This window comes from Comamonas testosteroni (assembly GCF_000761245.1).
GTDB lineage: Bacteria > Pseudomonadota > Gammaproteobacteria > Burkholderiales > Burkholderiaceae_C > Comamonas > Comamonas testosteroni_C.
This window is the reverse complement of record NZ_AWOR01000001.1, coordinates 731,921-755,128: the sequence shown is the minus strand read 5'-3', so window position 1 is coordinate 755,128 and position 23,208 is coordinate 731,921. Positions and strand designations below refer to the sequence as shown.

Here is a 23,208-nt window from a genome sequence, read left to right as displayed (position 1 = left end):
AATTGACTGCTGCTCAACATACACCCCCAATTGTAGGAAGCGAGCCCACACCAGCGCTGGCGCAGCGCCAGATACTCTGGCAAAGCGAACAAGATACCGAGCGCTTTGCCCGGCAACTGGCCGCCCTGCCACAGCTGCGCAACGCCTATGTGACCCTGCATGGCGACCTGGGTGCGGGCAAGACCACGTTGGTGCGTCACTGGCTGCGCGCACTGGGCGTGCAAGGCCGCATCAAGAGCCCGACCTATGCAGTGGTGGAGCCGCATGAGGCCGGCGAGCTCTCGATCTGGCACTTTGACTTCTATCGTTTCGACGATCCGCGTGAATGGGAAGATGCAGGTTTTCGTGACATTTTTGCCAGCACCGGACTCAAGCTGGCAGAATGGCCCGAAAAGGCTGCAGCGGTTACACCTGTTGCGGATATAGCTATCCATATCGAAGCAATTGACGATGTGCAGCGACAGGTGACGCTCAAGGCTGGCACCCCCGCAGGCTGCACCGTGCTTGAAGCATTGACGGCATGAGCAAAACAACTTCTTCCACGGCTTTTCCGGACCTGCCCCGACCGGGTCTTTCCCGCCGCAATCTGCTACAGGCAGGTGGCGTGGTTCTGCTGCTGGGTCGCCAGCATATTGCGCAAGGCGCGAGCATCGTGGCAGTGCGCGTCTGGCCCGCACCCGACTACTCGCGCGTCACGCTGGAATCCGATATTCCGCTGACGGCCAAGCCGGTCTTCGTGCCCAGCCCGCCGCGCCTGGCCGTCGACATCGAGGGCCTGGATCTGAACCCGGCGCTCAAGGAACTGGTGGCAAAGGTCCGCTCCGACGACCCCAATATCGCCAGCATCCGCGTCGGTCAGTTTGCACCCGGCGTGGTGCGCCTGGTGATCGACCTCAAGCAGGAAGCCAGGCCCCAGGTCTTTACGCTGGCCCCGATTGCGCCCTACAAGCACCGGCTGGTGCTGGACCTCTACCCCGCCAAGGCCGTGGATCCGCTGGAAGCCCTGATCAGCGAACGCCTGCGCGATGCCGGCAGCACGGCTGCCACCCCGGCGCCGCACAATCCCGCGATCACGACACCGCCCCCTGCGGCGATTGCGACAGCGCCCCAGGCCGACCCTCTGGGTGATCTGATTGCCCAGCGCAACCAGCGGCCCAGCGCACCAGCGCCGGCTCCTGCGGTGATTGCACAGGCTCCGGCACCGGCTCCCGTGCCGCCGCCACCGGCTCCCGCGCCACGCCCGGCTCCAGCACCCAGGCCTGCGCCCAATATTGCCACCTCGCAAAGCACGGACCGCATCATCATCGTGGCACTTGACCCCGGCCATGGCGGCGAAGACCCCGGCGCCACCGGCCCCAGCGGCCTGCGAGAAAAAGACGTGGTGCTGAAAGTCGCCCATCTGCTGCGCGAGCGCATCAACAACTCGCGCATCGGCGGCAGCCCCATGCGCGCCTTCATGACGCGCGATGCCGACTTCTTCGTGCCCCTGGCCACACGCGTGGAAAAAGCCCGCCGTGTCCAGGCCGACCTGTTCATCAGCATCCACGCCGATGCCTTCACCACCCCGGCCGCGCGTGGTGCCAGCGTGTTTGCGCTCAGCGAACGCGGGGCATCGAGCACGGCCGCACGCTGGCTGGCCAACAAGGAAAATCAGGCCGACCTGGTGGGGGGCCTGAACGTGGGCGGACTGCAGGACCAGCATGTGCAGCGCATGCTGCTGGACATGAGCACCACAGCCCAGATCAAGGACAGCCTCAAGCTGGGTACTTCGCTGCTGGGCGAAATCGGCGGCATGGCCAAGCTGCACAAGGCCCGTGTGGAGCAGGCCGGCTTTGCCGTGCTGAAGGCGCCCGACATTCCCAGCGTGCTGGTGGAAACGGCCTTCATCAGCAACCCCGAGGAGGAAGCCAAGCTGGCCTCTGCCGCCTACCGCGAGCAACTGGCCGATGCGCTGATGACGGGCATCCGAAAGTACTTCGCCCACAACCCGCCGCTGGCGCGCAGTCGATCGGTTTAAGTGCGCGCTTACACAAAACCGCCGCACTGGCTGTCAGCCGGCAAGCCGGCTTGATGACAGTCGCCAAGCCTGAATGACACAGGCTTGGCCCTCTCTCCTACCTCAAGGCCAGGGCAAAAGGTTCAAGATCAAGGCGTGTTCTTATGAAAGCTGGCCTCTTTGGCAGCTGTACAGGAGAGACCTCATGAAACTGCGAACTCTTGCCATCACCGTGTCTGCAGCCTTCACGCTTGCCATGGCAGGCTGCTCCACCTCCCCCACCAATGCCCAGATCGGCACCGGTGTCGGCGCCGTTGCCGGCGGCGTGGTCGGTGATGCACTGTTTGGTTCCACTTTGGGCACCGTAGGCGGCGCTGCAGCAGGCGCGCTGATTGGTAACGAGGTAGGCAAGCGCAAATAAGCGCCTCGATCCGACCTGAATGTCCAACGAGAAAGCCCCGGCATAGTCGAACGGATCTAAATTTCTCATGCTGCTGAGCTCAGGCAATGCCTTTGGCAGTTCACGAGATTTTTCAGACAGTTCTGATTTATCCGGGGCAATTTCTTATGGATACTCAAATTCAGCAGATAAGTGAATCACGGCAACGTTGGTTTCTGACCTTTGCCACAAGCGCTAGCCACGTGTTTCTACGGCGATTCATCGGACTTTGACCGAGTCCTTGAAAACTCGCGCTTAGGAGTACAGGCGCGGACTTGGCCGAGCTGCGATAGGAGCCCTTCGTGGGCACGGGGTGTGAGCAGAAGGCATAACCACATCTACTAAGAAATGGGTAAATGCAGATCGCTCTGCGGGCACACAGATACGACAACATGCAAAACAGTTAAGTCAAGACGAAAAAATAGCAAACAGCATCATTTTTTGCCACAAATGACCACTCATTTGATTAGCGCAAACAAACCTCCAAGAGCGTGCGCTTACGCTCAACTGAGCAACCTTTGCCACACGCATCGGCATCGCTCAAAAGTGCGCTGACCACTACCCAACAGCGCAAGAAAAAAGCAAAAGGGGGTCTCCAACCCTGATGGCGCAGCAACTGTGCCGTCTGGTCACAGGCCAGTGCACCCCCACTATTTGTCCATTACCAATCCGGTACCTCCTGCTTTGCTTGTCCTCGTGCGCCAGCGCTGCCGCTGCTGCATCTGGCACTCGCATACGTCATGCATGGGAGCCGGTTGGCGCACCGGAGAATCAGCAAAGATGGACCACCAATCCACCAGCCGTCACCGCCAATTTCAATTCCTCGGTCTACTTGCAGCCTTGGCCACATGTGGCTGGGCTACTGCCCAGGCCCCGCCCCAGGAGCCGATTACCCCGATTCCGACCAGTACGCAGGAAAACCCGCTCAAGGTGGATCTGGGACGTAAGCTGTTCAACGATACAAGGCTGTCATCCGACAACTCCATCTCCTGCGCCAGCTGCCACGAGGTGAAAAAGGGCGGAGCCGATCGTCAGGCGCTGTCCAGCGGCGTACAGGGACGGCTGGGCAAGGTCAACACGCCCACCGTGCTCAACAGCCGCTACAACTTTCGCCAGTTCTGGGACGGCCGCGCCGCGTCACTCGAAGAGCAGGTGAAAGGTCCCCTGCATGACCCCAACGAAATGAACACCACCTGGGCGCAGGTGCTGGGCAAATTGTCCGGTGACGCAGCACTGAGCGCCGAGTTCAAGGTGCTCTACCCGAACACCGGCATCAATGCCAGCAACATCGCCGATGCACTGGCCAGCTACCAAAGGGCACTCATCACTCCCAACGCGCGCTTTGACCGCCACCTGCGCGGCGACAAGAACGTACTCAGCCAGGACGAGCTGCGTGGCTACCAACTGTTCAAGTCCTATGGCTGCGTGGCCTGCCACCAGGGCGTCAATGTCGGCGGCAACATGTTCCAGACCTTTGGCGTCATGGGTGACTATTTCAGCCAGCGAGGCAAGCCGAGCGACGCTGACCTCGGGCGCTACAACGTCACCAAAAACCCGGATGACAAGCATGTGTTCAAGGTCCCCAGTCTGCGCAATGTGGCCTTGACGGCCCCCTACTTCCATGACGGATCGGCCAAGACGCTTGAAGACGCAGTCGATGTGATGTTCCGCTATCAGCTCGGCCGCAGTGCCCCTGAGCTGGACAAGAAATACATCATCAAGTTTCTTCACACCTTGACTGGCGAACTCGATGGCCAGCCATTGGAGCATTGGGCTCAAGAACCCTGAACACGCCATGATAAAAAAATCGATACCCAGGCGTGGTTCGCTGCGCTGGGCCTATGCACTGGTCGCTCTCCTGCTCATTGCCGTACTGGTGTTCCTGGTGCTGCAGACCCGCGCCATCAATCTCAACGCCAGCAATGAAATCATCGGCACGCTGCGTAACCTCAAACAGGTAGACGCGGATTGGAACGTGGACGTGCTACGCGCCAAGACCGGCCTGAGCACCAACTACGATCAGGTGGCAAGTCCTTTGCCGCTGATCGCACAGCTGGAAAAGCAGCTGGGCGAAACCACCGCCGAATACTGGCTGGGCAGGCATGAGAGCGTCTCCCGCATGCGTCCGCTGCTCGATCACTTTAGCGAGCTGATGGAGAAAAAAATTGCGTCAATCGAGCACTTCAAATCGCAAAACGCGATCTTGCAGAACTCATCACGCTTTCTCCCCCTGGCCGCCACCGAGCTGGCGCAGGCGCTGCGCAATAGCTCGCAGGCCCCGGGGCAGCGACAGCACGCCGAAGAGATGCTCAGCCAGATACTGGCCAGCTCCATGAGCTACGCTCAAACGCCCGACCCGGAGCTGCGCGAGTTGATCAGCGACAACGCCACCGCCCTGCAAGCCCTGGCCCAAAGCCAGGATCTGCGGACGCTGGCCGACACCTTTGTCGCCCATGTCCACTCCATGCTGCGCCAGCAAGAACGTGGCAACCAATTGCTTCAGACGCTGGCAAGCCTGCCGACCGCCAAGGCCATCGACGATCTGTCCGACGCCCACACGCAAGAAAACGACCAATTGCTCACAGGCCTGCAAGGCTACCAGCGCGCGCTGGCCATTTACTCGACCTTGCTGCTGCTGTTGCTGGCTTTTGCAGGCTGGAAACTGTTTCGCAACTATCAGTTGCTCAACCAGACCAACAACACGCTGGCCCAGGCCAATACCGCACTGGAGAGCAGCCACCAGGAGCTCCAGGAATCACAGGTCCAGCTGGTGCAATCCGAAAAGATGTCTGCCCTGGGCCAGATGGTGGCCGGCATCGCCCACGAGATCAACACGCCGCTGGCCTATGTCAAAAGCACTTTCAGCATCGTGCGCGACCAGTTGGGTCCTTTGGACGAGTTGAGCCAGCACAGCAAGGCCCTTACCCAGGCCATGCGAGCGCCGCAGCGCGACCAACAGCTGCTGAACCATTATTTCCAGCGCGTCGAGAAGTTGGCTGCCGACCTCAGCGACCAGCAGGTGATGCCTGAAATGAACAAGCTGCTCGACGATGGGGTGCACGGCATCGAACAGATTTCCGAGATCGTGCTGAACCTCAAAAACTTCAGCCGCCTGGACCGAGAACGCATCACCAACTTCTCGGTCGAGGCCGGACTGGAAAGCACTTTGCTGCTGGCGCGCAACCTGCTCAAGAACCATATCGAGATCCGCAGAGACTACGGCCAGATCCCCGAGATCTCGGGCTCGCCGTCCCAGATCAACCAGGTCTTCCTGAACCTGATCACCAATGCAGCCCAGGCCATGCCCGAGCGCGATACGCCCAACATCATCACGCTGCGCACCAGCATAGCGCCCGAAGAGCATATGGTGCTGATCGAGATACAGGACAACGGCAGCGGCATTCCCGAGGAGGTGCTGCCCCGCATCTTCGACCCGTTCTACACCACCAAGCCCATTGGCCAGGGCTCGGGCATGGGCCTGTCGATTTCCTTCAAGATCATTCAAGAGCACGGTGGTCGCATCCTGATAGACACCGTCAAGGATGCCGGCACCGTCTTCACCATCTTGCTCCCCCTGAGCAATGCCGCCACAACACCCGAAAAGGCAGCCAGCAGTGCAGACACATTGTTTTCTGACTGAGCGCAGCCCCAAGAAACCCAATCGAAGAGGAAATCCACTATGGACATGCGTCCCTGCATTCTTTTTGTGGACGACGAGGAGCGTGTAGTTAACCAGCTACGCATAATCTTTCGTCAGGACTACGAAGTCCACACTGCCACCTCAGGTGCCGCAGCTCTCCAGATCCTGCAGAGCACGCAGATCGATGTGGTCGTCAGCGATCAGCGCATGCCGGGCATGACTGGCATCGAGTTTCTGGCCCAGGTGCGCAGGCTGCAGCCGCAAGCCATGCGCTTGCTGCTTACCGGCTACTCGGACCTGGCGGCGATTGTCGGCTCGGTCAACGAAGGCGAAGTCTTTCGCTTTATCAACAAGCCCTGGGACCATGCGGAAATCCAGGCGATCATCGCCTCGGCCGTCAAGGCCGGCAGCGCGGCGCGGGTGGCCGCCGTCCCGACCGATCAGGCAGTGCAGGATTTCATGGCGCAGGATTCGCAACGCCCGCAGGTACTGATCATCGACGACCAGCACTCGGATCTCAACGCCATGGCCCAGCTACTGGGCGAGGACCACGCCTGCCTGACGGCCGAATCAGTGAAAGATGCCATCGACCTGCTGTCCAGACACGATGTGGGAGTGATCGTCACCGAGGCACGTGTCGGCAATACCGACGTGGGCCACTTTCTGCATCTGCTCAAGCGCCATTACCCGCTGATCAATACCGTCATGCTCACCCGCGCTAGCGATGCCGATCTGGTGATCCGTCTCATCAACACGAGCCAAATCTTTCGCTTTGCCACCAAGCCGCTGCGCAAGAGCGTGCTGCAACTGGCCGTGTCTGCCGCGATGAAGGAGCACGGACGCTTTCGCATATCGCCCGAGCTGGCCCACCGTCACCAAGTGGCCGAGGACAAGGAGGCCAGCAGCGACAGCGTGCTCCTTGGCAGCATCGTGCAAAGCCTCAAAAGCCTGCGCAAGCGCGTCACCGGCCTGTGGAAGTGAGCGGCAGACCTGCCAGGCAAAGCGACAAAAAAGGGGCGACTGCTGCGCCCCTTTTGCTGCATGTCCGATCATTGACTCAGGCAGGCTTGCCAGTCTTTTCCTGCCTGCCGGCGCGCCAGGCACCAAAGATGGCGATCAAACCGGGCACCAGGATCAGGCCCCAGATGATTTTCTCGAGATTGTTCTTCACCCACTCCATATTGCCGAAGAAGTAGCCTGCGGCGCTGATGCCCACCACCCACAACACGGCCCCCACGACATTGAACAGGCTGAACCTGGCGCGGCTCATATGCGCCACACCGGCCACGAAAGGTGCAAAGGTGCGGATGAAAGGCATGAAGCGCGCCAAAATGATGGTCACGCCGCCATAACGCTCATAGAAGTTGTGGGCCTGGTCAAAAGCCTTGCGGTTGAACCAGCGCGAATCCTCCCACTGGAACACCTTGGGCCCCAGGTAGCGACCTATCGTGTAATTGCTCTGGTCGCCCAGGATGGCTGCAGCCAGCAGCACCACCACCGCCAGCGGATAACTCATGTAGCCGGCACCGCACAGCGCACCGACGATGAACATCAGCGAGTCACCGGGCAGGAAAGGCATGACCACCACACCGGTTTCGACAAACACGATGATGAACAGCAGGGCATACACCCAGGGCCCATAGGCCACGACAAAGGCTTCCAGATGCTTGTCGATATGCAGGATGAAGTCGATCAGAAACTGAATGATTTCCAAAACACGGTCCTCAAAAATGAATTGGCATACCGGCGTACGCCGGCCAGTAATGTACTGCGCCCCCAAAGCCCGCAGACGCTCCCCCCCTTGCTGGAGCGCCATGTTTTTGAGAGCAAACTCACAGCTGCTTGCAGACTGCAACAAGGCCGGCCTCTTAATGCTGGTTTGTTACAAGTTTTGATAAAACTAAACGTCAAGAATACGTCAGCTTGCCATTTCTGCTGGCACAGTAGAGATGTGTCGCCGCAAGCCGTGCATTGCAAATCACGACATCGGCCCCCTGGCCAACAAAGCCCGGTGTCTCCAGCCTCCCGCATGTGCAGGAGTGGGCACAGAGACCAGACCGCTTTCCATAACTAGCACGACGAGAGGAATACGAACATGAAGACATTCACCATGCGCTATGGCAAGGCCCTGACTCTGGCAGCCGCACTGACCGGTGCCCTGGCACTGGGCGGCTGCGCCCATGGCCCCAGCCGTCAGCAAGTCGGTATCGGCGCAGGTGCCGTGGCCGGCGGTGCCGTGGGCAACGTGCTGTTTGGAGGCCCCGTGGGCACCATCGGCGGTGCTGCCGCCGGTGCTCTGATCGGTAACGAACTGACCAAGGGCGGCTACCGCCGCCACTAAGTCCTGCGCCTGCGGACTGAACGAAGAGCTGCCAGAAATATTCCGGCGGCTCTTTGTGTTTTCGCCCCCCCAAAAAACTCACTTGCCGGCCGGTTTGTACAGCCGCCTAGAATGGTTGCCGTGAACGCAACCAGCCCTGAACTCCCCCCCTCCCCTACCGAAACCGCCGATCAGGCTGCCCCCGTGCGCCGGCCGATTCGCGACCTGCCCGATGAGCTGATCAGCCAGATCGCTGCCGGCGAGGTGGTCGAGCGCCCCGCCTCCGTGGTGCGCGAACTGGTGGACAACGCTCTGGACTCGGGCGCTGCCCAGATCACCGTGCGCCTGCTGGCCGGCGGCGTGCGCCTGATCGCGGTGGAAGACGACGGCTGCGGCATCCCGCGCGACGAGCTTCCCGTGGCCCTGCGCCGCCATGCCACCAGCAAGATCAGCGATCTGCACGATCTGGAAACCGTGGCCACCATGGGCTTTCGCGGCGAGGCACTGGCCGCCATTGCCTCGGTATCGGAAACCTCCATCTTCTCGCGCCCCGCAGGTCAGGACTCGGCCTATCTGCTGGACGCCCGCAGCGGCGAGCTGCGCCCCGCCGCACGCAACCAGGGCACGACCGTGGAGGTCAAGGAGCTGTTCTTCTCCACGCCCGCGCGCCGCAAATTCCTCAAGACCGATGCCACCGAACTCGCGCATTGCATAGAGTCCGTGCGTCGCCATGCGCTGGCCCGGCCCGATGTGGGCTTTGCCATCTGGCATGAAGGCAAGCTGGTCGAGCAATGGCGCGCTGCCGGCAGCACGCCCGACGAAGCCCTGTCGCGCCGCCTGGCCGATGTGCTCAACGACAAGTTCGTCGACAACTCGGTGGCCGTCGATCACTGGGCCGGCCCCGTCCATGTCACGGGCCGCGCCGGCATCCCGGACGCGGCTCGCTCGCGTCCCGACCAGCAGTTCTGCTACGTTAACGGCCGATTTGTACGCGACAAGGTATTGACGCATGCGGCCCGCTCTGCTTACGAGGACGTGCTGCATGGCAACAAGCAGCCGGTCTACGCGCTCTACATCGAGATCGACCCCGCGCGCGTGGATGTGAACGTGCACCCCACCAAGATCGAGGTGCGCTTTCGCGACAGCCGCGAAGTCCACCAGGCGGTGCGCCACGCGATCGAGAACGCGCTGGCCACGCCGCGCGCCGCAGCCGTGGTCGAGGCGGCGGCTCAGGAAGCCGCGCGCCAGCCCGGCCTGATCGACGACGGCGCAGCCACGCCTGTGGCAGCCAAGGCCGCGACCAAGCCAGCCGCAGCCCCGGCCTGGCCGCAAACCCGCATGAGCTTTGGCGAGCCCGCCGTCGGCAATCCCGTGCGCGACCTGGCCAAGCTCTGGGAGCCCATGCGCGAAGCCGCAGCGCAAGCAGAGCCCGCGCCCCAGATGGCGACTGCGGCACCAGCCCCGGCGAGTGCCACCGCTGCCACGCCTGCGACAACACCTTCGACAACACCTGCGTCAACGCCTGCGCCACCCGCAACACCTGAATCTGCCAGCGGCGCGACCACGACCACGATCACCAACGCCACGGCCATGCCAAGCCCCGTGCCTCAGCCCGAGGACGAAGGCATCAGGCTGCGCCCTTCGGGCCAGTCCAGCTACTTTCAGCGAAAAGCGCCTGCTCCCCAGATGCAGGAAACGCCAGCCGCTGCGCAGGTCGCTGTCAAGGCTGCAACTGCAGCTGCGGCCGAGCCGGCTGCAGCCATGCAAGCTGCCGAACATGCCGCAGCGCCAGCAACGCAGCCCCCCGTAACGGCTGCGACAGACAGCGCCCCGGTCTGGCCGCTGGGCCGGGCCGTGGCCCAGCTGCACGGCGTCTATATCCTGGCCGAAAACAGCCAGGGCATGATCATCGTGGACATGCATGCAGCCCACGAGCGCATCGTCTATGAACAGCTCAAGAGCGCCGTGAATACGGAAAATGGCGACCAGCAGATTCCCAGCCAGCCGCTGCTGATTCCCGCCACCTTTGCCGCAACGCCCGAGGAAGTCGCCACGGCCGAAGCCCATGTCGAGACCTTGCTGACCCTGGGCATGGAGGTCTCTCCCTTCTCGCCCAAAACCCTGGCCGTGCGCGCCGTGCCGGCCACGCTGGCCCAGGGCGATGCCGTGGAGCTGGCGCGCAGCGTGCTGGCCGAGCTGGCCCAGCATGACGCCAGCACCGTGGTGCAGCGCGCGCGCAACGAGATTCTGGCCACCATGGCCTGCCACGGCGCGGTGCGCGCCAAACGCAAGCTCACGCTGGACGAGATGAATGCGCTGCTGCGCCAGATGGAGGTGACCGAGCGCTCCGACCAGTGCAATCACGGCCGCCCCACCTGGCGCCAGCTGAGCATGAAGGAGCTGGATGCGCTGTTTCTGCGCGGACGCTGATGGCAGGGCTGCAATAGCCGCTACATTGCCGTTATCGACCAAAACAGCGGGCCGGCAGATCAGCGGGCCCGCCTGCCATTCGCCGTCATGAACTCCAGCTCCTCCAACCCGGAACCCGCCGAAGCCCATTCCTTCATTGCTCGCGTGCGTGCGGCCCTGCCGCAGCTGCCGCCCTCGGAGCGGCGGCTGGCGGAATTCCTGCTGGACTTTCCCGGCAATCTGTCGAGCTACGCGGCGGCCGAGATGGCCAAGCTCACAGGGGTCTCGAATGCCACGGTCACGCGCTTCATACAGCGGCTGGGCTATGAGGGCTACGAGGATGCTCGCCGCCATGCACGCGCGCAGGGCGACAACGGCTCGCCACTGTTTCTGGCTGCCGCATCGGCCCAGGGCAGGCCCACGGCGGATGTGATCGCCACCCATCTGCGCCAGGCCTCGGAGAATCTGGCCGTCACCATCGGACAGATCTCGGCAGATCAGCTCGATGCCATCGCCATGGCCCTGATCGGCGCGCGCCAGCTGTTCTTTGTCGGCTATCGCCAGAACCGCAACTTTGCCGCCTATCTGCGCTGGCAGCTGCTGCAGGCGCTCGAGATGCCCAGCCAGGTCATTCCAGGCGCTGGCGAGACCTTGGGTGAATATGCGGCCCAGATCGGCGAAAACGATGTGGTGGTGATCTTTGCCCTGCGCCGCAGCGTGCGCGTGGTCAGCGAGTTCGCGCGCCAGGCCAGACTGCTGGGCGCCCGCCTGATCTGCATCACCGACCATGCCAGCCCGGCCCCCGAGGCGGACTGGCTGCTGCGCGTGCAGACCTCGGCCCCAGGTCCGCTGGACAATCACACGGCGCTTTTCATGCTCTGCCATCTGATTGCCACGGCCACCTTGCAGCAAAGCGGGCAGCCGGGGCGCAGACATATGGCGGCCATCGAGACCAGCCACGATGCGCTGGACGAGATGCTATGAAATCAGAAGCTTATTGCGCTTGTTATTCATAGATTTCAGATACTTTTCTATCTGAAATCTATTAAGTACTTGCGGTAAAAGCTCTCTAATCAATAGCAATCAACAGTAGCCCATAACAACCAACAGCAATCAGTGGATGGCGGCGAGCGCCAGGCCGGCCAGCGCCGCCTGCATCGCGGCCACCACGGGCGACAGCACAGGCACCTCAAAGCGCGGCGCCAGCCACAGTGCGGCTTCGGACAGCGGGCCGCCACCGATCACCACGGCCTGCGCGCCATCGCGCTGCACGCATTGGGCCACGGCATCGCCCAGCCGCTCGCACTGCAGGGCCGGGTCCGCGGCCAGCGCCAGCGGCTCGCCGACAGCAATGCGCGTGCCGCAGAACCAGGGCGTCAGGCCCAGCGCCGCGACCGAGGCGGCAATCGAAGCCTCCAGCCCCGGCGTAGTCGTCGCAATGCCAAAGCGGCGCGGCAGGCCCTGCTCGTCCCGCGCGGCCTGCCGCATGGCGGCTTCGCCGATGCCAAAGGCGGCAACTTGCTGCGGCAGGGCCGCTCTCAACAGCTCCAGCCCCGGATTGCCGAACGCGGCCACGATGATGGCCCGGCCAGCCTGGCTGTCATCTCCCCGGGCAAAGGCCAGGCCCAGGCGCAGCACCTCCTGCTCGGCGATCTTCAGCCCCGCCTCGTCGGTAATCATGGCCGCCCCCCGCTCGGCCGTCGCGCCATGCAGCAGCGCACCGGGCGGCAGACAGGCCCGCGCCTGCCTGAGCATCAGCGCCGTGGTCTGCTGCGAGGTATTGGGGTTGATCAGCAGAATATGCATGCCAGCTTTCATGCCGTGCGCTCCTGGCCAGCAGCGACCACGCCTGCAGCAGCGGCAGACTCCTGCTCGGCATGGGATTCCTCCCCTGCGCCTTCCTCGATGGAGCGGCCGAAGGTCTCGGGGGCAAACTGCACGGCAATCGCAAAGATGAAGTACATGGCGGCGATCATGCCGAACATTCCGGAGACGCCGTGCAGATCGAACATCTTGCCCGCCAGCACCTGGGACATGGCTCCGCCAATCGTGCCCAGCGCCAGCAGGAAGGAGGTTCCCAGCGCACGAATGCGCGTGGGGTAGAGCTCGGGCGCAAAAATCCAGATGGAAGTGTTGAGCGTCAGCACGCAGAACTGGAACAGCGCACCGCAGATCAAGATCATGGCCACGCTATCGGTGAAGTTGCCGAACGCCAGGCCCGCCATGCAGGCGGCAATTGCCCCTATCGTCAGCACCCGCTTGCGCGGGAAGTAATAGCCCATGGTCGATGCCGCGATCGCGCCGGCCAGACTGCCCATCTGCATGACGATGGTGAAGCTGAAGCTCTTGGTGATGGAGTAGCCCTGGGCGACCAAAATCGTCGGCATCAGCGTGAGCACCGAGAGCTGCGCACCAAACGTCATCCACGAAGCCATGCCCACGGCAATCGTGCGCCGCGCATAGCCGCCCCTGAAGATGTCGGTAAAAGAGCTGCGCTGCACGGCCTGCGCGGCAGCCGTCTGCGCCTGCGCACTGCCTGGGCTGATGAACTCGCGCAGCTCGTACTGCGCATTGGCCAGCTTGCCGGCCGCCAGCATGCTCAGCACCTGGTTGGCTTCCTCGACCCGTCCCTTGGAGAGCAGAAAGCGCGGCGTCTCCGGCACAAAGCGGCGGTAGAACACGATGAAGATGGCCGGCATGACCAGACAGCCGAACAGCCAGCGCCAGGAATCATCGCCCGGGAACAGCGTGAACACGCCCAGGGCAAATGCCGGCGCCAGCATATTGCCCAGACCGCCACCGCCCACATTGATGAGACCGACTGCCGTGCCGCGAAAGCGCGCCGAGCAGAACTCGGCCAGCATGGTCACGGCCGTGGTGATTTCGCCGCCCAGACCAAAGCCCACGATGGCACGCGCCACGGCAAGGAAAGCGTAGTCGGGCGCCAGCGCGCAGCCGACGGCACCCAGCGTGAACAGCGCCAGGTTCACATTGAGCATGAAGCGTCGCCCCATGCGGTCGGCCAGGTAGCCCGACAACAGACGCCCCATGGCGGCGGCAAAAAAGGTGATGGTGTTCAGAAAGGCAATGTCCGTCGCGTCCAGTCCCCATTGCTGGCGCAGCAGGGGACCGACCAGGCCGACCGCATTCTGTTCGAACACATCGAAGAGCACGCCGCAGACCACCAGAAAGATGATGCTTTTGTGCGAGCGCGTCACACCGATCTGGTTGAGCGCATTTTCCAGCTGCTGCATCTGCGCCGCACTGGCCTTGCCTGACGCCGAGGGCGTCACGGGGATCTCACCTGCCATATCCACCTCCTGTGTGCTGATGACCGCCCAGGCGCTGGGCCGGCAAAACGAATTTGAAATTTATTTTTCATATTTGAAATTATGAAAATAATTTTTCAAATCCATATTTACCCAGGCCATGAAGCCGGCTGCGCAGTCCGCCTGCAGAGTCGTGCGGCCGCCTTCATGAAAATCATTTTTCAGGACTGCAGATTTCGTGCCTTAAATCACATGCACCATGATGGTGCTAGCACAGATAAGACATGGCGAGCGCATGAAGCCATGTGTCACGACACAAAAAACGCTTGTGCGACAAGCCGCAAAAATGTTTTTACGACACCAGAATGAAAAATCTTTTACTTCAAATGCACCATCCAAGTGCCTGAAAACTAAGAATAAATACGACATAAATGTTCCAAATTCGGGCATGCACGCACCAGAATTGCGCCCTCATGCACCGAATCTATGCATGACGGCATAACTTTTTGGCATAATTTTGGTTTCGCGAGTTTCAGCGCATTCCCTGTCCCTGTCAGAAAGTTCTCTATGAAGTACGAGTCCGTAGGCCAATTCCTGGAAGAAGTGGCACAACGCAACCCCGGTCAGCCCGAATTCCTGCAAGCCGTCACCGAAGTGATGGAAAGCCTGTGGCCCTTCATCGAGAAGAATCCCAAGTACGCCGAGCACGCCCTGCTGGAGCGCCTGGTCGAGCCCGAGCGCATCATCCAGTTCCGCGTGAGCTGGACTGACGACAAGGGCCAGGTGCAGGTGAACCGCGGCTTCCGCATCCAGCACAGCATGGCCATCGGCCCCTTCAAGGGCGGTCTGCGCTTCCACCCCTCGGTCAACCAGTCCGTGCTGAAGTTCCTGGCTTTCGAGCAGACCTTCAAGAACGCACTGACCACGCTGCCTATGGGCGGCGGCAAGGGCGGCTCGGACTTCGACCCCAAGGGCAAGAGCCCTGCCGAAGTCATGCGCTTCTGCCAGGCTTTCGTGTCCGAATTGTTCCGCCACGTGGGTCCTGACACCGATGTGCCCGCAGGCGACATCGGCGTGGGCGGCCGTGAAGTGGGCTATATGGCCGGCATGTACAAGAAGCTGTCGAACACTGCAGCTTCCGTGTTCACCGGCAAGGGCCTGTCCTTCGGCGGCTCGCTGATCCGTCCCGAAGCCACCGGCTACGGCACCGTGTACTTCGCCCGTGAAATGCTGGCCACTCGCGGCCAGTCCTTTGAAGGCAAGACCGTGTCCGTGTCCGGTTCGGGCAACGTGGCTCAGTACGCCGTGGAAAAGGCCATGGAGCTGGGCGCCAAGGTCGTGACCGTGTCCGACTCCTCGGGCACCGTGTACGACGCTGCAGGTTTCACCACCGAAAAGCTGGCCATCCTGATGGATGTGAAGAACCACAAGTACGGCCGCGTCAGCGACTACGCCAAGCTGGTTTCCGGCGTGGAATTCCTGGCCGGCAAGAGCCCCTGGTCCATCAAGGTGGACGTGGCCCTGCCTTGCGCCACCCAGAACGAGCTGAATGAAGCCGATGCCAAGACCCTGATCGCCAACGGCGTGCTGTGCGTGGCTGAAGGCGCCAACATGCCCTCCACCAACGAAGCTGCCCGCGCCTTCGAAGCTGCCGGCGTGCTGTATGCACCCGGCAAGGCATCCAACGCCGGTGGCGTGGCCACTTCGGGTCTGGAAATGTCGCAAAACTCGGCCCGCCTGTCCTGGCCTGCCGAAGAAGTGGACGCCCGTCTGCTGCAAATCATGCAAAGCATTCACGCTGCCTGCGTGAAGCACGGCAAGCGCGAAGACGGCACCATCAGCTACATCGACGGCGCCAACATCGCCGGCTTCGTGAAGGTGGCAGATGCCATGCTGGCACAAGGCGTGATCTAAGCGCCAAGCGCTCAGCACTCACCAAAAAGGCCCTTCGGGGCCTTTTTTCATGCCCTCGCTCAGGCGGTGAAACAACGGCTTGAATGCCTTGCGTGCACAGCGCTCTAGGTCCTCATGCCCAGTCTCATCCAGCGTACCAAGAGCTTCTCGACCTCCAGCAACAGCAGCAGGGCCACACCCAGCCCTATCGCCAGCAGTCCGGCCGCCAGGTCGACAGGACGGCTGTCGAACAGTGCCTGCATGGGCGAGGTGTAGGTGAACAACAGTTGCACCAGGGTGACGCAGGCCACGCCCAGCAGCACAGCCGGGGTGCCCAGGACGCCGCGCAGGCTCAGCGAGGTTCCTTGCGTGTAGCGCACGCTGAACAGATAGAAGATCTCCATGATCACCAGCGCATTGACCACGATGGTGCGAGCCAGCTCGACCGAGTCGCCGCGGCGCCGCGACCACTCGAACATGCCGAAGCAGCCCAAGGCAAACAGCACCGAGACCAGGGCAACGCGCCACAGCAGGTAGGGCTGCAGCAGTTGCTCGTCTGGCGAGCGCGGCTTGCGCTGCATCAGCGTGGCCTCGGGCGGCTCGAAGGCCAGCGTCAGGCCCAGGGCCACGGCAGTGACCAGATTGACCCAGAGAATCTGCACCGGAGTGACGGGCAGCGACAGGCCCAGCAGAATCGCCACGACGATGACGATCGCCTGGCCGCCGTTGGTCGGCAAGGTCCAGGCAATGACCTTGCGCAGGTTTTCATAGACGGTGCGCCCTTCCTTGACGGCGGCGACGATGGTGGCAAAGTTGTCGTCGGCCAGCACCATGCCTGCGGCCTCCTTGGCGGCAGCCGTGCCGGTGATGCCCATGGCCACGCCGATGTCGGCCCGCTTGAGCGCTGGTGCGTCGTTGACGCCATCCCCGGTCATGGCGATGACGCTGCGATCTGCCTGCAGGGCCTGTACCAGGCGCAGCTTGTGTTCCGGGCTTGTGCGAGCGAATACCGTGGAGGCTCTGGCCACGTCGATCAGCTGGGCATCGTTGAGTCCATCGAGCTCATGGCCCGAAGTGACTCGGATGGTGTCGGCCAGCGCCAGCTCCCTGGCAATGGCGGCCGCAGTGGCGGCATGGTCGCCGGTGATCATCTTCACGGCAATGCCGGCGCTGCGGCATTCGCGCACGGCCTCCTTTGCCGATTCTCGCGGCGGATCTATCATGCCCAGCACACCAAGAAGAGTGAGGTCCTTGATGTCGGCCATATCAACCATGTCCCTGCCTTCAACCGGGACCCGGCTGGCCAGACCCAGCACGCGATAGCCTTTGGCGGCCAGGGCATCGATCTGCTCCAGCCAATAGGCTGCATCCAGCGCCTGCACGCCTTCTGCGCCCTGCTGGTCACGGCACATGGCTAGAACCTGCTCCGGAGCCCCTTTGACGAAAACCACGGCTGGAGCATCAACTGGGCGGTGCAAAGTGGCCATGTAGCGGTGGACGGCATCAAAGGGAACCTCGTCGAGTCGGCGCCAGTCCTGACGCAGGCGCTCCACATCGAGACCGGCGCGCGCGGCCAGCGTCACCAGCGCGCCTTCCATGGGGTCGCCTTCGACTACCCAGGCCTTGCCCTCGACATGTCTTACATGGGCGTCGTTGCAAAGTGCTGCGCCTGTGGCGAAGTGCAGCAACTGCGGATGCAGTGCAGGATCAATCTCCTCGCCCGCCAGGCTGAAACGCCCCAGGGGGGCATAACCTTCACCCTCTATGTCGAAGCTGGCACCTGGCAGCACCACGGCGCGCACGCTCATTTCGTTGCGAGTCAATGTACCGGTCTTGTCGGAGCAGATGACCGAGACGGCGCCCAGTGTCTCCACCGCCGGCAGACTGCGCACGATGGCATAGCGTGCGGCCATGCGCTGCACGCCAATGGCCAGCGCAATCGTCATGACCACGGGCAGGCCTTCGGGGATGGCAGATACGGCAATCCCCACCACGGCGATGAAGGCATCGGCTGTGTCGTAGTCGCGCACCCAGAGCGCGAAGCAGAACATCAGCGCGGACAGGCTCAGTATGGTGATGGTGAGCTGGCGCGCGAAACGGTCCATCAGCCGCGTCAGCGGGGTGGCCAGTGTCTGCACCGAGCCCAGCATGGTGCTGATCAGGCCCAGCTCGGTACGAGGTCCTGTGGCCACCACCACGCCCAGGCCCTGCCCGGCAGCCACCAGGGTGCCGGAGTAGGCCATGGAAAAGCGGTCGCCGAGAGCGGCATCGAAGGCCACCGGATCGGCCGACTTGTCGACGGCGACCGACTCCCCGGTCAGCATGGCCTCGTCCAGCTTCAGGCTGCTGGCGCGCAGCAGGCGCAGATCGGCCGGGACGCGATCGCCAGCCTCGAGCAGCACGCAGTCGCCGGCGACCAGCTCCTGTGCAGGCACCGCCATGCGCAAGCCGTCGCGCAGCACATTGGCGCGGCTGGAGACCATGGCCTTCACTGCGTCCAGCGCCTTCTCGGCACGGCCTTCCTGCACGAATCCGAAGACCGCATTGATCAGCACCACTGCGAGGATCACCCCCGTATCGACCCAATGCCGCAGCAAGGCGGTGACCACCGCCGAGCCAAGCAGCACATAGATCAGCAAATTGTTGAACTGCGACAGAAAGCGGGCCAGCATGCCGCGTGAAGCGGCGGCAGGCAAGGCGTTGGGGCCCTGCTGCTGCAAGCGCTCGCGAGCCTGGTCGCAGCTCAGCCCGGCTGCAGTCGATTGCAATTGAGCGAGTACGGCATCGGTCGGCAACGCGTGCCAGGCGGCAACGCGACTCTGTTCCTGCATCTGAGACTCCCTGACGATTCAACTGAAACGCTTGTGAGCCGGATCTGTGCCCGGTTGGCTGTCTGCCGCGAAGAACGCGCCGTTGCATGGTATGCGCTGGGCAGGCCTTGCCACTGACTATAAGCAGGAATATCGATCATTGATTGACTGCAACGGGCCGATTGCCTTGGCCAGCCAATGCTGCTGCAGGTTCCGCCAGCTCTGCCGGCGCGAGGCCCGGCGCAAGGCACTGGCTAAAAATCAGATGAACTGCTGGTTTTCATGGATTCCTCCTCACATCAAATTTCATGACAATCAATTAAGTTTTGTTGAGCAATTCAACACCAATCACTGAATCAACCTTCACCACAAATAATTGTGGGACTTATGAATCCAGACCGCGCCACTCTTTCCCGCCGACTTTGCATCGCCTGTGCCGTGACCAGCCTGTTCGCAGGCGCGGTGCAGGCACAGGATGCCTATCCCAGCAAGCCCATCCGCATCGTGATTGGCTATGCCCCGGGCGGCTCCGTCGACATGGTCGGCCGCGTGGTCGGGGACATACTGGCCAGGCAGTTGAACGCCACCGTAGTGGTCGAGAACGTGCCGGGCGCCGCAGGCGTGGTGGGAGCGCAGCGCGTGGTATCGGCCAAGCCCGACGGCTACACGTTGCTGGCAGGCTCCAGCAACGAAATGGCAGGCACCAAGTTTGTGAATGCCGCGCAGAAGTACGACCCGGCTGTGGATCTGACCCCGGTGAGCCTGACCGCCCTGGCCCCCAATCTATGGGTGGCCGGAGCGCATGTTCCTGTCAAGACCGTGGATGACTTCGTCAAGCTGGCCAAGGCCAACCCTGGCAAATACAGCTACGGCAGCCCCGGCATTGGCTCGACACCGCATTTTTCGGGAGAGCTGATCAAGAAGACTGCGGGTGTCTACCTCGTGCACATCCCCTACAAGGGCTCTCCGGCCATGACCAGCGATCTGGGCGGCGGCAACCTGGACTTCGCCATCCTCTCGCCCATGGCCGCAGCGCCGCTGGCGCAGTCCGGAAAGATCAGGATTCTGGGCGCCACCACGGCCACCCGCATCGCCACGCTCAAGGAGGTTCCGGCGCTGGCGGAACATCCCGCGCTCAAGGGCTATGCCCTGAGCGGCTGGTTTGCCCTGGCAGCGCCCAAGGGCCTGCCCCCGGAAGTGCTGGCCAAGCTGCAAAAAGCGATACAGACAGGTCTCGCCGATCCGGCCATCCGCCAGAAGCTGGAAGCAGCAGGAACCCCGCCCGCCAAGGGCAATGAAAGCCTTGCCCAGGTGATGCGCACAGACATGGACAAATACGCCGAGCTGGTGAAGTTCGCCAGGATCACGGCCGACAACTAAAGCAGCGGCCTGCAGCGCCATATGCGCTCCTGCCCGCAGGGCCTTGCATCACCGCGCCCGGTTTTGTTCTCAGCGCCCCCTGCGACTAGGGCTGCCCCCATGGCATGCCCGCGCTCCTTGCCGGTACAAGTGACAGGTTTCACACATCCGGAGGGATATCTCATGATCTTGATTCGCCGCGCCAGCTTTTCGAGTCTGCTTTGCAGCAGCGCCTTCATGCTGTTCAGCCAAAATGCCCTGGCCCAGGCTGCAGCGCCCCAGCCGGGTGTGGCCCAGCCGAGTGCGGCCCAGACCGGAGGCCTGTCCCGGACCCTGGTCGGCAAGGCCGATGTTTCGGTACCGGGTCGCGAAGCCGTAGTGGCCAAGGTGGAGGTCGCCCCAGGCTCGCGCGCGGGTCGCCACACTCACCCTGGTGACGAGATCAGCTATATCAGCGAAGGTGAGGTCGATCTGCTGATCGACGGCCAGCCGCCGCGCACACTCAAGGCCGGCGAGACTTTTGTCGTGCCCGCTGGTGTGATTCATGACGCACACAACGCCAGCAATGGCACGGTCAAGCTGATTGGCGTGTATGTCGTGGAGAAGGGCAAGCCTCTGGCCACACCGGAGCCTTGAGAGCCGCACGGCTTCGACCGACCAAGACAAGGCCGCAGTCCATCGCTGCGGCCTTTGCTCTTTGCTCGGCTCTTCTTCTGTAGGATCAACCACATGAAACACACCATTGCCGCCTTGCTGCTGGGTGCAGCCTGCAGCTTGAGCCTTGCCGCATCGCCCACGCCTGCGGCGACTCAGGAGATCGAGTACCTGATCGGCCGCCTCAAGGCCTCGGGCTGCGAGTTTGAGCGCAATGGCAGCTGGCATGACAGCGCCAAGGCCGCCGAGCATCTGCGCGGCAAATACGACTATCTGCTCAAAAAGGGCTTGGTGGCGACAGCCGAGGACTTCATTGCCCGCGCAGGCACGGAGAGCAGCATGAGCCACAAGCCCTATCAGGTGCGCTGCAGCGGCAAGCAGGCCGAAGCCAGCGCCAGCTGGCTGCAGGCCGAGCTCAAGCGCTACCGCAACCGCCAGTAGCGCTCAGCAACCCGCCTCAGCCCGCGCGCTTGACGGCCGCATCGCACCAGCGCTGCGCCACCTGGGGCGAGGTACTGCAGACCGCATCGTGCGTGACCGTGGTCACGGCGCGTTCCAGCAACTGGATATCGGCTTCGTGCTGGCGTGCAACATGCGGGTCTTCAAAGAAGATGGCGCGGTGGCAGCGCTTTTCCAGCACCAGATCGGCAATCTGCGCATCGCCGCCCAGCGGACCGCTGTTGTAGCGGTCCACCCAGGGCTTGTCGGCAGGCCAGCCCTTGCTCCAGGCCATCTCGTTGAGTTTCTGACCCGTGGTGCCTGTACCGACGCGGCGGCGGTAGCGGCTGAGCAGCTCGAAGTTGTGCGCGGCAAAGTCCAGCATGGTGGGCTTCATGGCATCGTGGGCAATCAGCGCCAGCGTCTGGTTTTCATAGTCGTGAAAGCGGTCGGCATTGCGGTCACGTGCCAGGCCGGCGTGAATGCGCTCCATCTCTATCCAGTCGCGCGTGGAAGCGACGGTGGAAAGAAAAGGCTTGCCGTGAATCACGCACTGGCGTTTCAGGGCCAGGGCTTCAGGGAAGATGGACGATGGGTCCACCGGGTCCATCAGATAGATGGCTCCATCGAGAGTGCGCTCGTCCCCCTCCATGCCCACCACCTCGGCCACCAGCCTCATGAGCCCGCCCTCGCGGCCATAGGGGTAGCGCACCAGGCCTTTGTAGCCCTGGAGCATGCTGGCCGCCGTGATGGCGTCATAGGTGCGGCCCACGGTATGAAAGCCGAGCTTGAGCTCGCGAATTCCGGCCTCACAGGCGCGCAGCAGGGCAAACAACGCGGCGTCCTCGGTTTGGTGGTGGAGTTTGTTGGCGGCAAGACCCAGGCAGATCGACATAGTGAACTAATCCTTCAAACAGGCTTCAAACGCTCGCAAACCCTGCGCAACCAGCTATGCATTTGCGGTTTGAAACACCCGCAAGAATATCGCCAATTCATGCACTCCAGATGACTGGGGCCGGGTCAGACAGCCATACTTGCACAGCACTTGACAGCCGCCCTCTTCCGCCGCTCTTCTTCCCATGCCCAAGACCTCACGCTTCTGGAGCCCCCGCCGCATCGCGGCAGCACTCGGTCTGGCCTTGCTGCTGGCGCTCGCGAGCTGGGGCATGCGCGAGCTCGATGCCAGGCAGCGCGTCTGGATTTTTCAGCCCAGCGACCGCAGCTGGCCCGGAGCCAACACGGCCGGCATGCAGGAGCAATGGATAGCGTTTCGCAGCCGCGACGGCAGCGCCGCCAGGCTGCATGCCCTCTGGATGCCATCCAGTGATGCACGCGCCCCGCTGCTGCTGTTTCTGCATGGAGCGCGCTGGAACGTGACGGGCTCCTCTCCACGCATACGGCGCCTGCAGGCCATGGGCTTTTCGGTGCTGGCCGTGGACTACCGCGGCTTTGGCAAGAGCAGCCCGGCCCTGCCCTCGCAGGCCTCGGCCGCCGAGGATGCCCGCGCCGCCTGGGACTGGCTGGGCCGCCAGGCCGCAGGCAGGCCGCGCTATATCTTCGGCCACTCGCTGGGCGGTGCGGTCGCTATCGATCTGGCCAGCTCCGTCAAGGATGAAAGCGGGGTGCTGGTCGAGTCCACCTTCACCAGCATTCCCGATGTGTTCGAATCCATGCGCTGGGGCTGGCTGCCCGTGAACTGGTTGATCACGCAGCGCTTCAACTCGCTCGATACAGTGGCGGACATCGGCTCGCCGCTGCTGGTCGTGCACGGCACGGCCGATCCGCTGATTCCGGCCCGGCTGGGCCAGCAGCTGTTCGATGCGGCGCGCGAGCCCAAGCGCCTGATCCTGGTCGAAGGTGCCAGCCACCACAACACCCAATCCAAGGCCCTGGCGCAATATCGCCAGGCACTGCATGAGCTGTTCGGCCTGAATCCGCGCTGAGCGACATCGCCACATACTGTCTCGTCAGCATACGGATC

The 23,208-nt window shown here is 62.6% G+C and carries 20 protein-coding genes; 15 read left to right on the top strand and 5 right to left on the bottom strand.

Annotated features, from left to right (window positions below; all coding sequences use genetic code 11):
- Nucleotides 1-2 precede the first annotated feature (2 nt).
- The 6 genes from tsaE (at nucleotide 3) to P353_RS03385 (ending at nucleotide 7,056) form a co-directional block, all read left to right on the top strand.
- Nucleotides 3-524 (top strand): tRNA (adenosine(37)-N6)-threonylcarbamoyltransferase complex ATPase subunit type 1 TsaE, encoded by a 522-nt coding sequence (tsaE, locus tag P353_RS03410; protein ID WP_034365155.1) that lies wholly within the window; start codon nucleotides 3-5, stop codon nucleotides 522-524.
- A complete protein-coding gene (locus tag P353_RS03405; RefSeq protein WP_034365153.1) occupies nucleotides 521-2,017 on the top strand; it encodes an N-acetylmuramoyl-L-alanine amidase in 1,497 nt (498 codons plus the stop codon). Before tsaE ends, P353_RS03405 begins: the two co-directional genes overlap by 4 nt.
- Nucleotides 2,018-2,201: 184 nt before the next feature.
- A complete protein-coding gene (locus tag P353_RS03400) occupies nucleotides 2,202-2,417 on the top strand; it encodes a glycine zipper 2TM domain-containing protein (RefSeq protein WP_003064466.1) in 216 nt (71 codons plus the stop codon).
- A gap of 798 nt (nucleotides 2,418-3,215) precedes the next feature.
- On the top strand, nucleotides 3,216-4,223 hold the full coding sequence (locus P353_RS03395; protein WP_034365151.1) for a cytochrome-c peroxidase: 1,008 nt from the start codon (nucleotides 3,216-3,218) through the stop codon (nucleotides 4,221-4,223).
- A 7-nt stretch (nucleotides 4,224-4,230) separates the two neighbouring features.
- Nucleotides 4,231-6,075, top strand: coding sequence for a DAHL domain-containing protein (locus P353_RS03390; protein WP_034365529.1), 1,845 nt, complete (start codon nucleotides 4,231-4,233; stop codon nucleotides 6,073-6,075).
- 39 nt (nucleotides 6,076-6,114) lie between these two features.
- Nucleotides 6,115-7,056 (top strand): response regulator, encoded by a 942-nt coding sequence (locus P353_RS03385; protein ID WP_034365148.1) that lies wholly within the window; start codon nucleotides 6,115-6,117, stop codon nucleotides 7,054-7,056.
- Between the two features lie 76 nt (nucleotides 7,057-7,132).
- On the opposite strand, the gene P353_RS03380 is transcribed toward P353_RS03385, so the two are convergent.
- Nucleotides 7,133-7,789, bottom strand: coding sequence for a DedA family protein (locus tag P353_RS03380; RefSeq protein WP_034365145.1), 657 nt, complete (start codon nucleotides 7,787-7,789; stop codon nucleotides 7,133-7,135).
- A 381-nt stretch (nucleotides 7,790-8,170) separates the two neighbouring features.
- Between P353_RS03380 and P353_RS03375 the strand changes: the two genes are divergently transcribed.
- The 3 genes from P353_RS03375 (at nucleotide 8,171) to P353_RS03365 (ending at nucleotide 11,788) form a co-directional block, all read left to right on the top strand.
- Nucleotides 8,171-8,416 carry a hypothetical protein gene (locus P353_RS03375; protein ID WP_034365143.1) on the top strand — a complete coding sequence of 82 codons (246 nt, stop codon included), beginning with the start codon at nucleotides 8,171-8,173 and terminating at the stop codon, nucleotides 8,414-8,416.
- A gap of 111 nt (nucleotides 8,417-8,527) precedes the next feature.
- Nucleotides 8,528-10,825 carry a DNA mismatch repair endonuclease MutL gene (gene mutL / locus P353_RS03370; RefSeq protein ID WP_198529013.1) on the top strand — a complete coding sequence of 766 codons (2,298 nt, stop codon included), beginning with the start codon at nucleotides 8,528-8,530 and terminating at the stop codon, nucleotides 10,823-10,825.
- A gap of 87 nt (nucleotides 10,826-10,912) precedes the next feature.
- Nucleotides 10,913-11,788 carry a MurR/RpiR family transcriptional regulator gene (locus P353_RS03365; RefSeq protein WP_034365140.1) on the top strand — a complete coding sequence of 292 codons (876 nt, stop codon included), beginning with the start codon at nucleotides 10,913-10,915 and terminating at the stop codon, nucleotides 11,786-11,788.
- A 129-nt stretch (nucleotides 11,789-11,917) separates the two neighbouring features.
- Here the strand turns inward: P353_RS03365 and P353_RS03360 are convergent, their stop codons facing one another.
- Both P353_RS03360 and P353_RS03355 read right to left on the bottom strand, forming a co-directional pair.
- On the bottom strand, nucleotides 11,918-12,622 hold the full coding sequence (locus P353_RS03360) for an aspartate/glutamate racemase family protein (protein WP_034365138.1): 705 nt from the start codon (nucleotides 12,620-12,622) through the stop codon (nucleotides 11,918-11,920).
- Nucleotides 12,619-14,115 (bottom strand): MFS transporter, encoded by a 1,497-nt coding sequence (locus P353_RS03355; RefSeq protein WP_034365136.1) that lies wholly within the window; start codon nucleotides 14,113-14,115, stop codon nucleotides 12,619-12,621. The genes P353_RS03360 and P353_RS03355 overlap by 4 nt, the downstream gene beginning before the upstream one ends.
- Before the next feature lie 525 nt (nucleotides 14,116-14,640).
- Here P353_RS03355 and gdhA point away from each other — a divergent pair.
- Complete coding sequence (gene gdhA / locus P353_RS03350) at nucleotides 14,641-15,987, top strand: NADP-specific glutamate dehydrogenase (protein WP_003064453.1); 1,347 nt, start codon at nucleotides 14,641-14,643, stop codon at nucleotides 15,985-15,987.
- Between the two features lie 104 nt (nucleotides 15,988-16,091).
- Here gdhA and P353_RS03345 read toward each other — a convergent pair whose 3' ends face one another.
- A complete protein-coding gene (locus tag P353_RS03345) occupies nucleotides 16,092-18,797 on the bottom strand; it encodes an HAD-IC family P-type ATPase (protein WP_034365133.1) in 2,706 nt (901 codons plus the stop codon).
- Between the two features lie 46 nt (nucleotides 18,798-18,843).
- Between P353_RS03345 and P353_RS28970 the strand changes: the two genes are divergently transcribed.
- From P353_RS28970 to P353_RS03330, 4 genes are all read left to right on the top strand, one after another.
- Nucleotides 18,844-19,131 carry a hypothetical protein gene (locus tag P353_RS28970; RefSeq protein ID WP_157839501.1) on the top strand — a complete coding sequence of 96 codons (288 nt, stop codon included), beginning with the start codon at nucleotides 18,844-18,846 and terminating at the stop codon, nucleotides 19,129-19,131.
- 32 nt (nucleotides 19,132-19,163) lie between these two features.
- Nucleotides 19,164-20,156: a Bug family tripartite tricarboxylate transporter substrate binding protein gene (locus P353_RS03340; RefSeq protein WP_034365130.1), complete on the top strand. Its 993-nt coding sequence runs from the start codon at nucleotides 19,164-19,166 to the stop codon at nucleotides 20,154-20,156.
- Between the two features lie 162 nt (nucleotides 20,157-20,318).
- The gene (locus P353_RS03335; protein WP_080750408.1) at nucleotides 20,319-20,771 is read left to right on the top strand and encodes a cupin domain-containing protein; all 453 of its coding nucleotides are present in this window, start codon (nucleotides 20,319-20,321) and stop codon (nucleotides 20,769-20,771) included.
- Nucleotides 20,772-20,864: 93 nt separating this feature from the next.
- Nucleotides 20,865-21,230: a DUF5329 domain-containing protein gene (locus tag P353_RS03330; protein WP_034365127.1), complete on the top strand. Its 366-nt coding sequence runs from the start codon at nucleotides 20,865-20,867 to the stop codon at nucleotides 21,228-21,230.
- 16 nt (nucleotides 21,231-21,246) lie between these two features.
- Here the strand turns inward: P353_RS03330 and P353_RS03325 are convergent, their stop codons facing one another.
- Nucleotides 21,247-22,122: a methylglyoxal synthase gene (locus P353_RS03325; RefSeq protein WP_012837335.1), complete on the bottom strand. Its 876-nt coding sequence runs from the start codon at nucleotides 22,120-22,122 to the stop codon at nucleotides 21,247-21,249.
- A gap of 184 nt (nucleotides 22,123-22,306) precedes the next feature.
- Between P353_RS03325 and P353_RS03320 the strand changes: the two genes are divergently transcribed.
- Entirely contained in the window at nucleotides 22,307-23,170 is an 864-nt protein-coding gene (locus P353_RS03320) for an alpha/beta hydrolase (protein WP_034365124.1), read from the top strand.
- Nucleotides 23,171-23,208 lie beyond the last annotated feature (38 nt).

Excerpts from the sequence above, each read along its gene's own strand:
- P353_RS03405 (WP_034365153.1), top strand. The coding sequence starts at position 521 with ATGAGCAAAACAACTTCTTCCACGGCTTTTCCGGACCTGCCCCGACCG.
- P353_RS03400 (WP_003064466.1), top strand. The coding sequence starts at position 2,202 with ATGAAACTGCGAACTCTTGCCATCACCGTGTCTGCAGCCTTCACGCTT.
- P353_RS03395 (WP_034365151.1), top strand. The coding sequence starts at position 3,216 with ATGGACCACCAATCCACCAGCCGTCACCGCCAATTTCAATTCCTCGGT.
- P353_RS03390 (WP_034365529.1), top strand. The coding sequence starts at position 4,231 with ATGATAAAAAAATCGATACCCAGGCGTGGTTCGCTGCGCTGGGCCTAT.
- P353_RS03385 (WP_034365148.1), top strand. The coding sequence starts at position 6,115 with ATGGACATGCGTCCCTGCATTCTTTTTGTGGACGACGAGGAGCGTGTA.
- P353_RS03375 (WP_034365143.1), top strand. The coding sequence starts at position 8,171 with ATGAAGACATTCACCATGCGCTATGGCAAGGCCCTGACTCTGGCAGCC.
- mutL (WP_198529013.1), top strand. The coding sequence starts at position 8,528 with ATGGTTGCCGTGAACGCAACCAGCCCTGAACTCCCCCCCTCCCCTACC.
- P353_RS03365 (WP_034365140.1), top strand. The coding sequence starts at position 10,913 with ATGAACTCCAGCTCCTCCAACCCGGAACCCGCCGAAGCCCATTCCTTC.
- P353_RS03360 (WP_034365138.1), bottom strand. The coding sequence starts at position 12,622 with ATGAAAGCTGGCATGCATATTCTGCTGATCAACCCCAATACCTCGCAG.
- P353_RS03355 (WP_034365136.1), bottom strand. The coding sequence starts at position 14,115 with ATGGCAGGTGAGATCCCCGTGACGCCCTCGGCGTCAGGCAAGGCCAGT.
- gdhA (WP_003064453.1), top strand. The coding sequence starts at position 14,641 with ATGAAGTACGAGTCCGTAGGCCAATTCCTGGAAGAAGTGGCACAACGC.
- P353_RS03345 (WP_034365133.1), bottom strand. The coding sequence starts at position 18,797 with ATGCAGGAACAGAGTCGCGTTGCCGCCTGGCACGCGTTGCCGACCGAT.
- P353_RS03340 (WP_034365130.1), top strand. The coding sequence starts at position 19,164 with ATGAATCCAGACCGCGCCACTCTTTCCCGCCGACTTTGCATCGCCTGT.
- P353_RS03335 (WP_080750408.1), top strand. The coding sequence starts at position 20,319 with ATGATCTTGATTCGCCGCGCCAGCTTTTCGAGTCTGCTTTGCAGCAGC.
- P353_RS03330 (WP_034365127.1), top strand. The coding sequence starts at position 20,865 with ATGAAACACACCATTGCCGCCTTGCTGCTGGGTGCAGCCTGCAGCTTG.
- P353_RS03325 (WP_012837335.1), bottom strand. The coding sequence starts at position 22,122 with ATGTCGATCTGCCTGGGTCTTGCCGCCAACAAACTCCACCACCAAACC.
- P353_RS03320 (WP_034365124.1), top strand. The coding sequence starts at position 22,307 with ATGCCCAAGACCTCACGCTTCTGGAGCCCCCGCCGCATCGCGGCAGCA.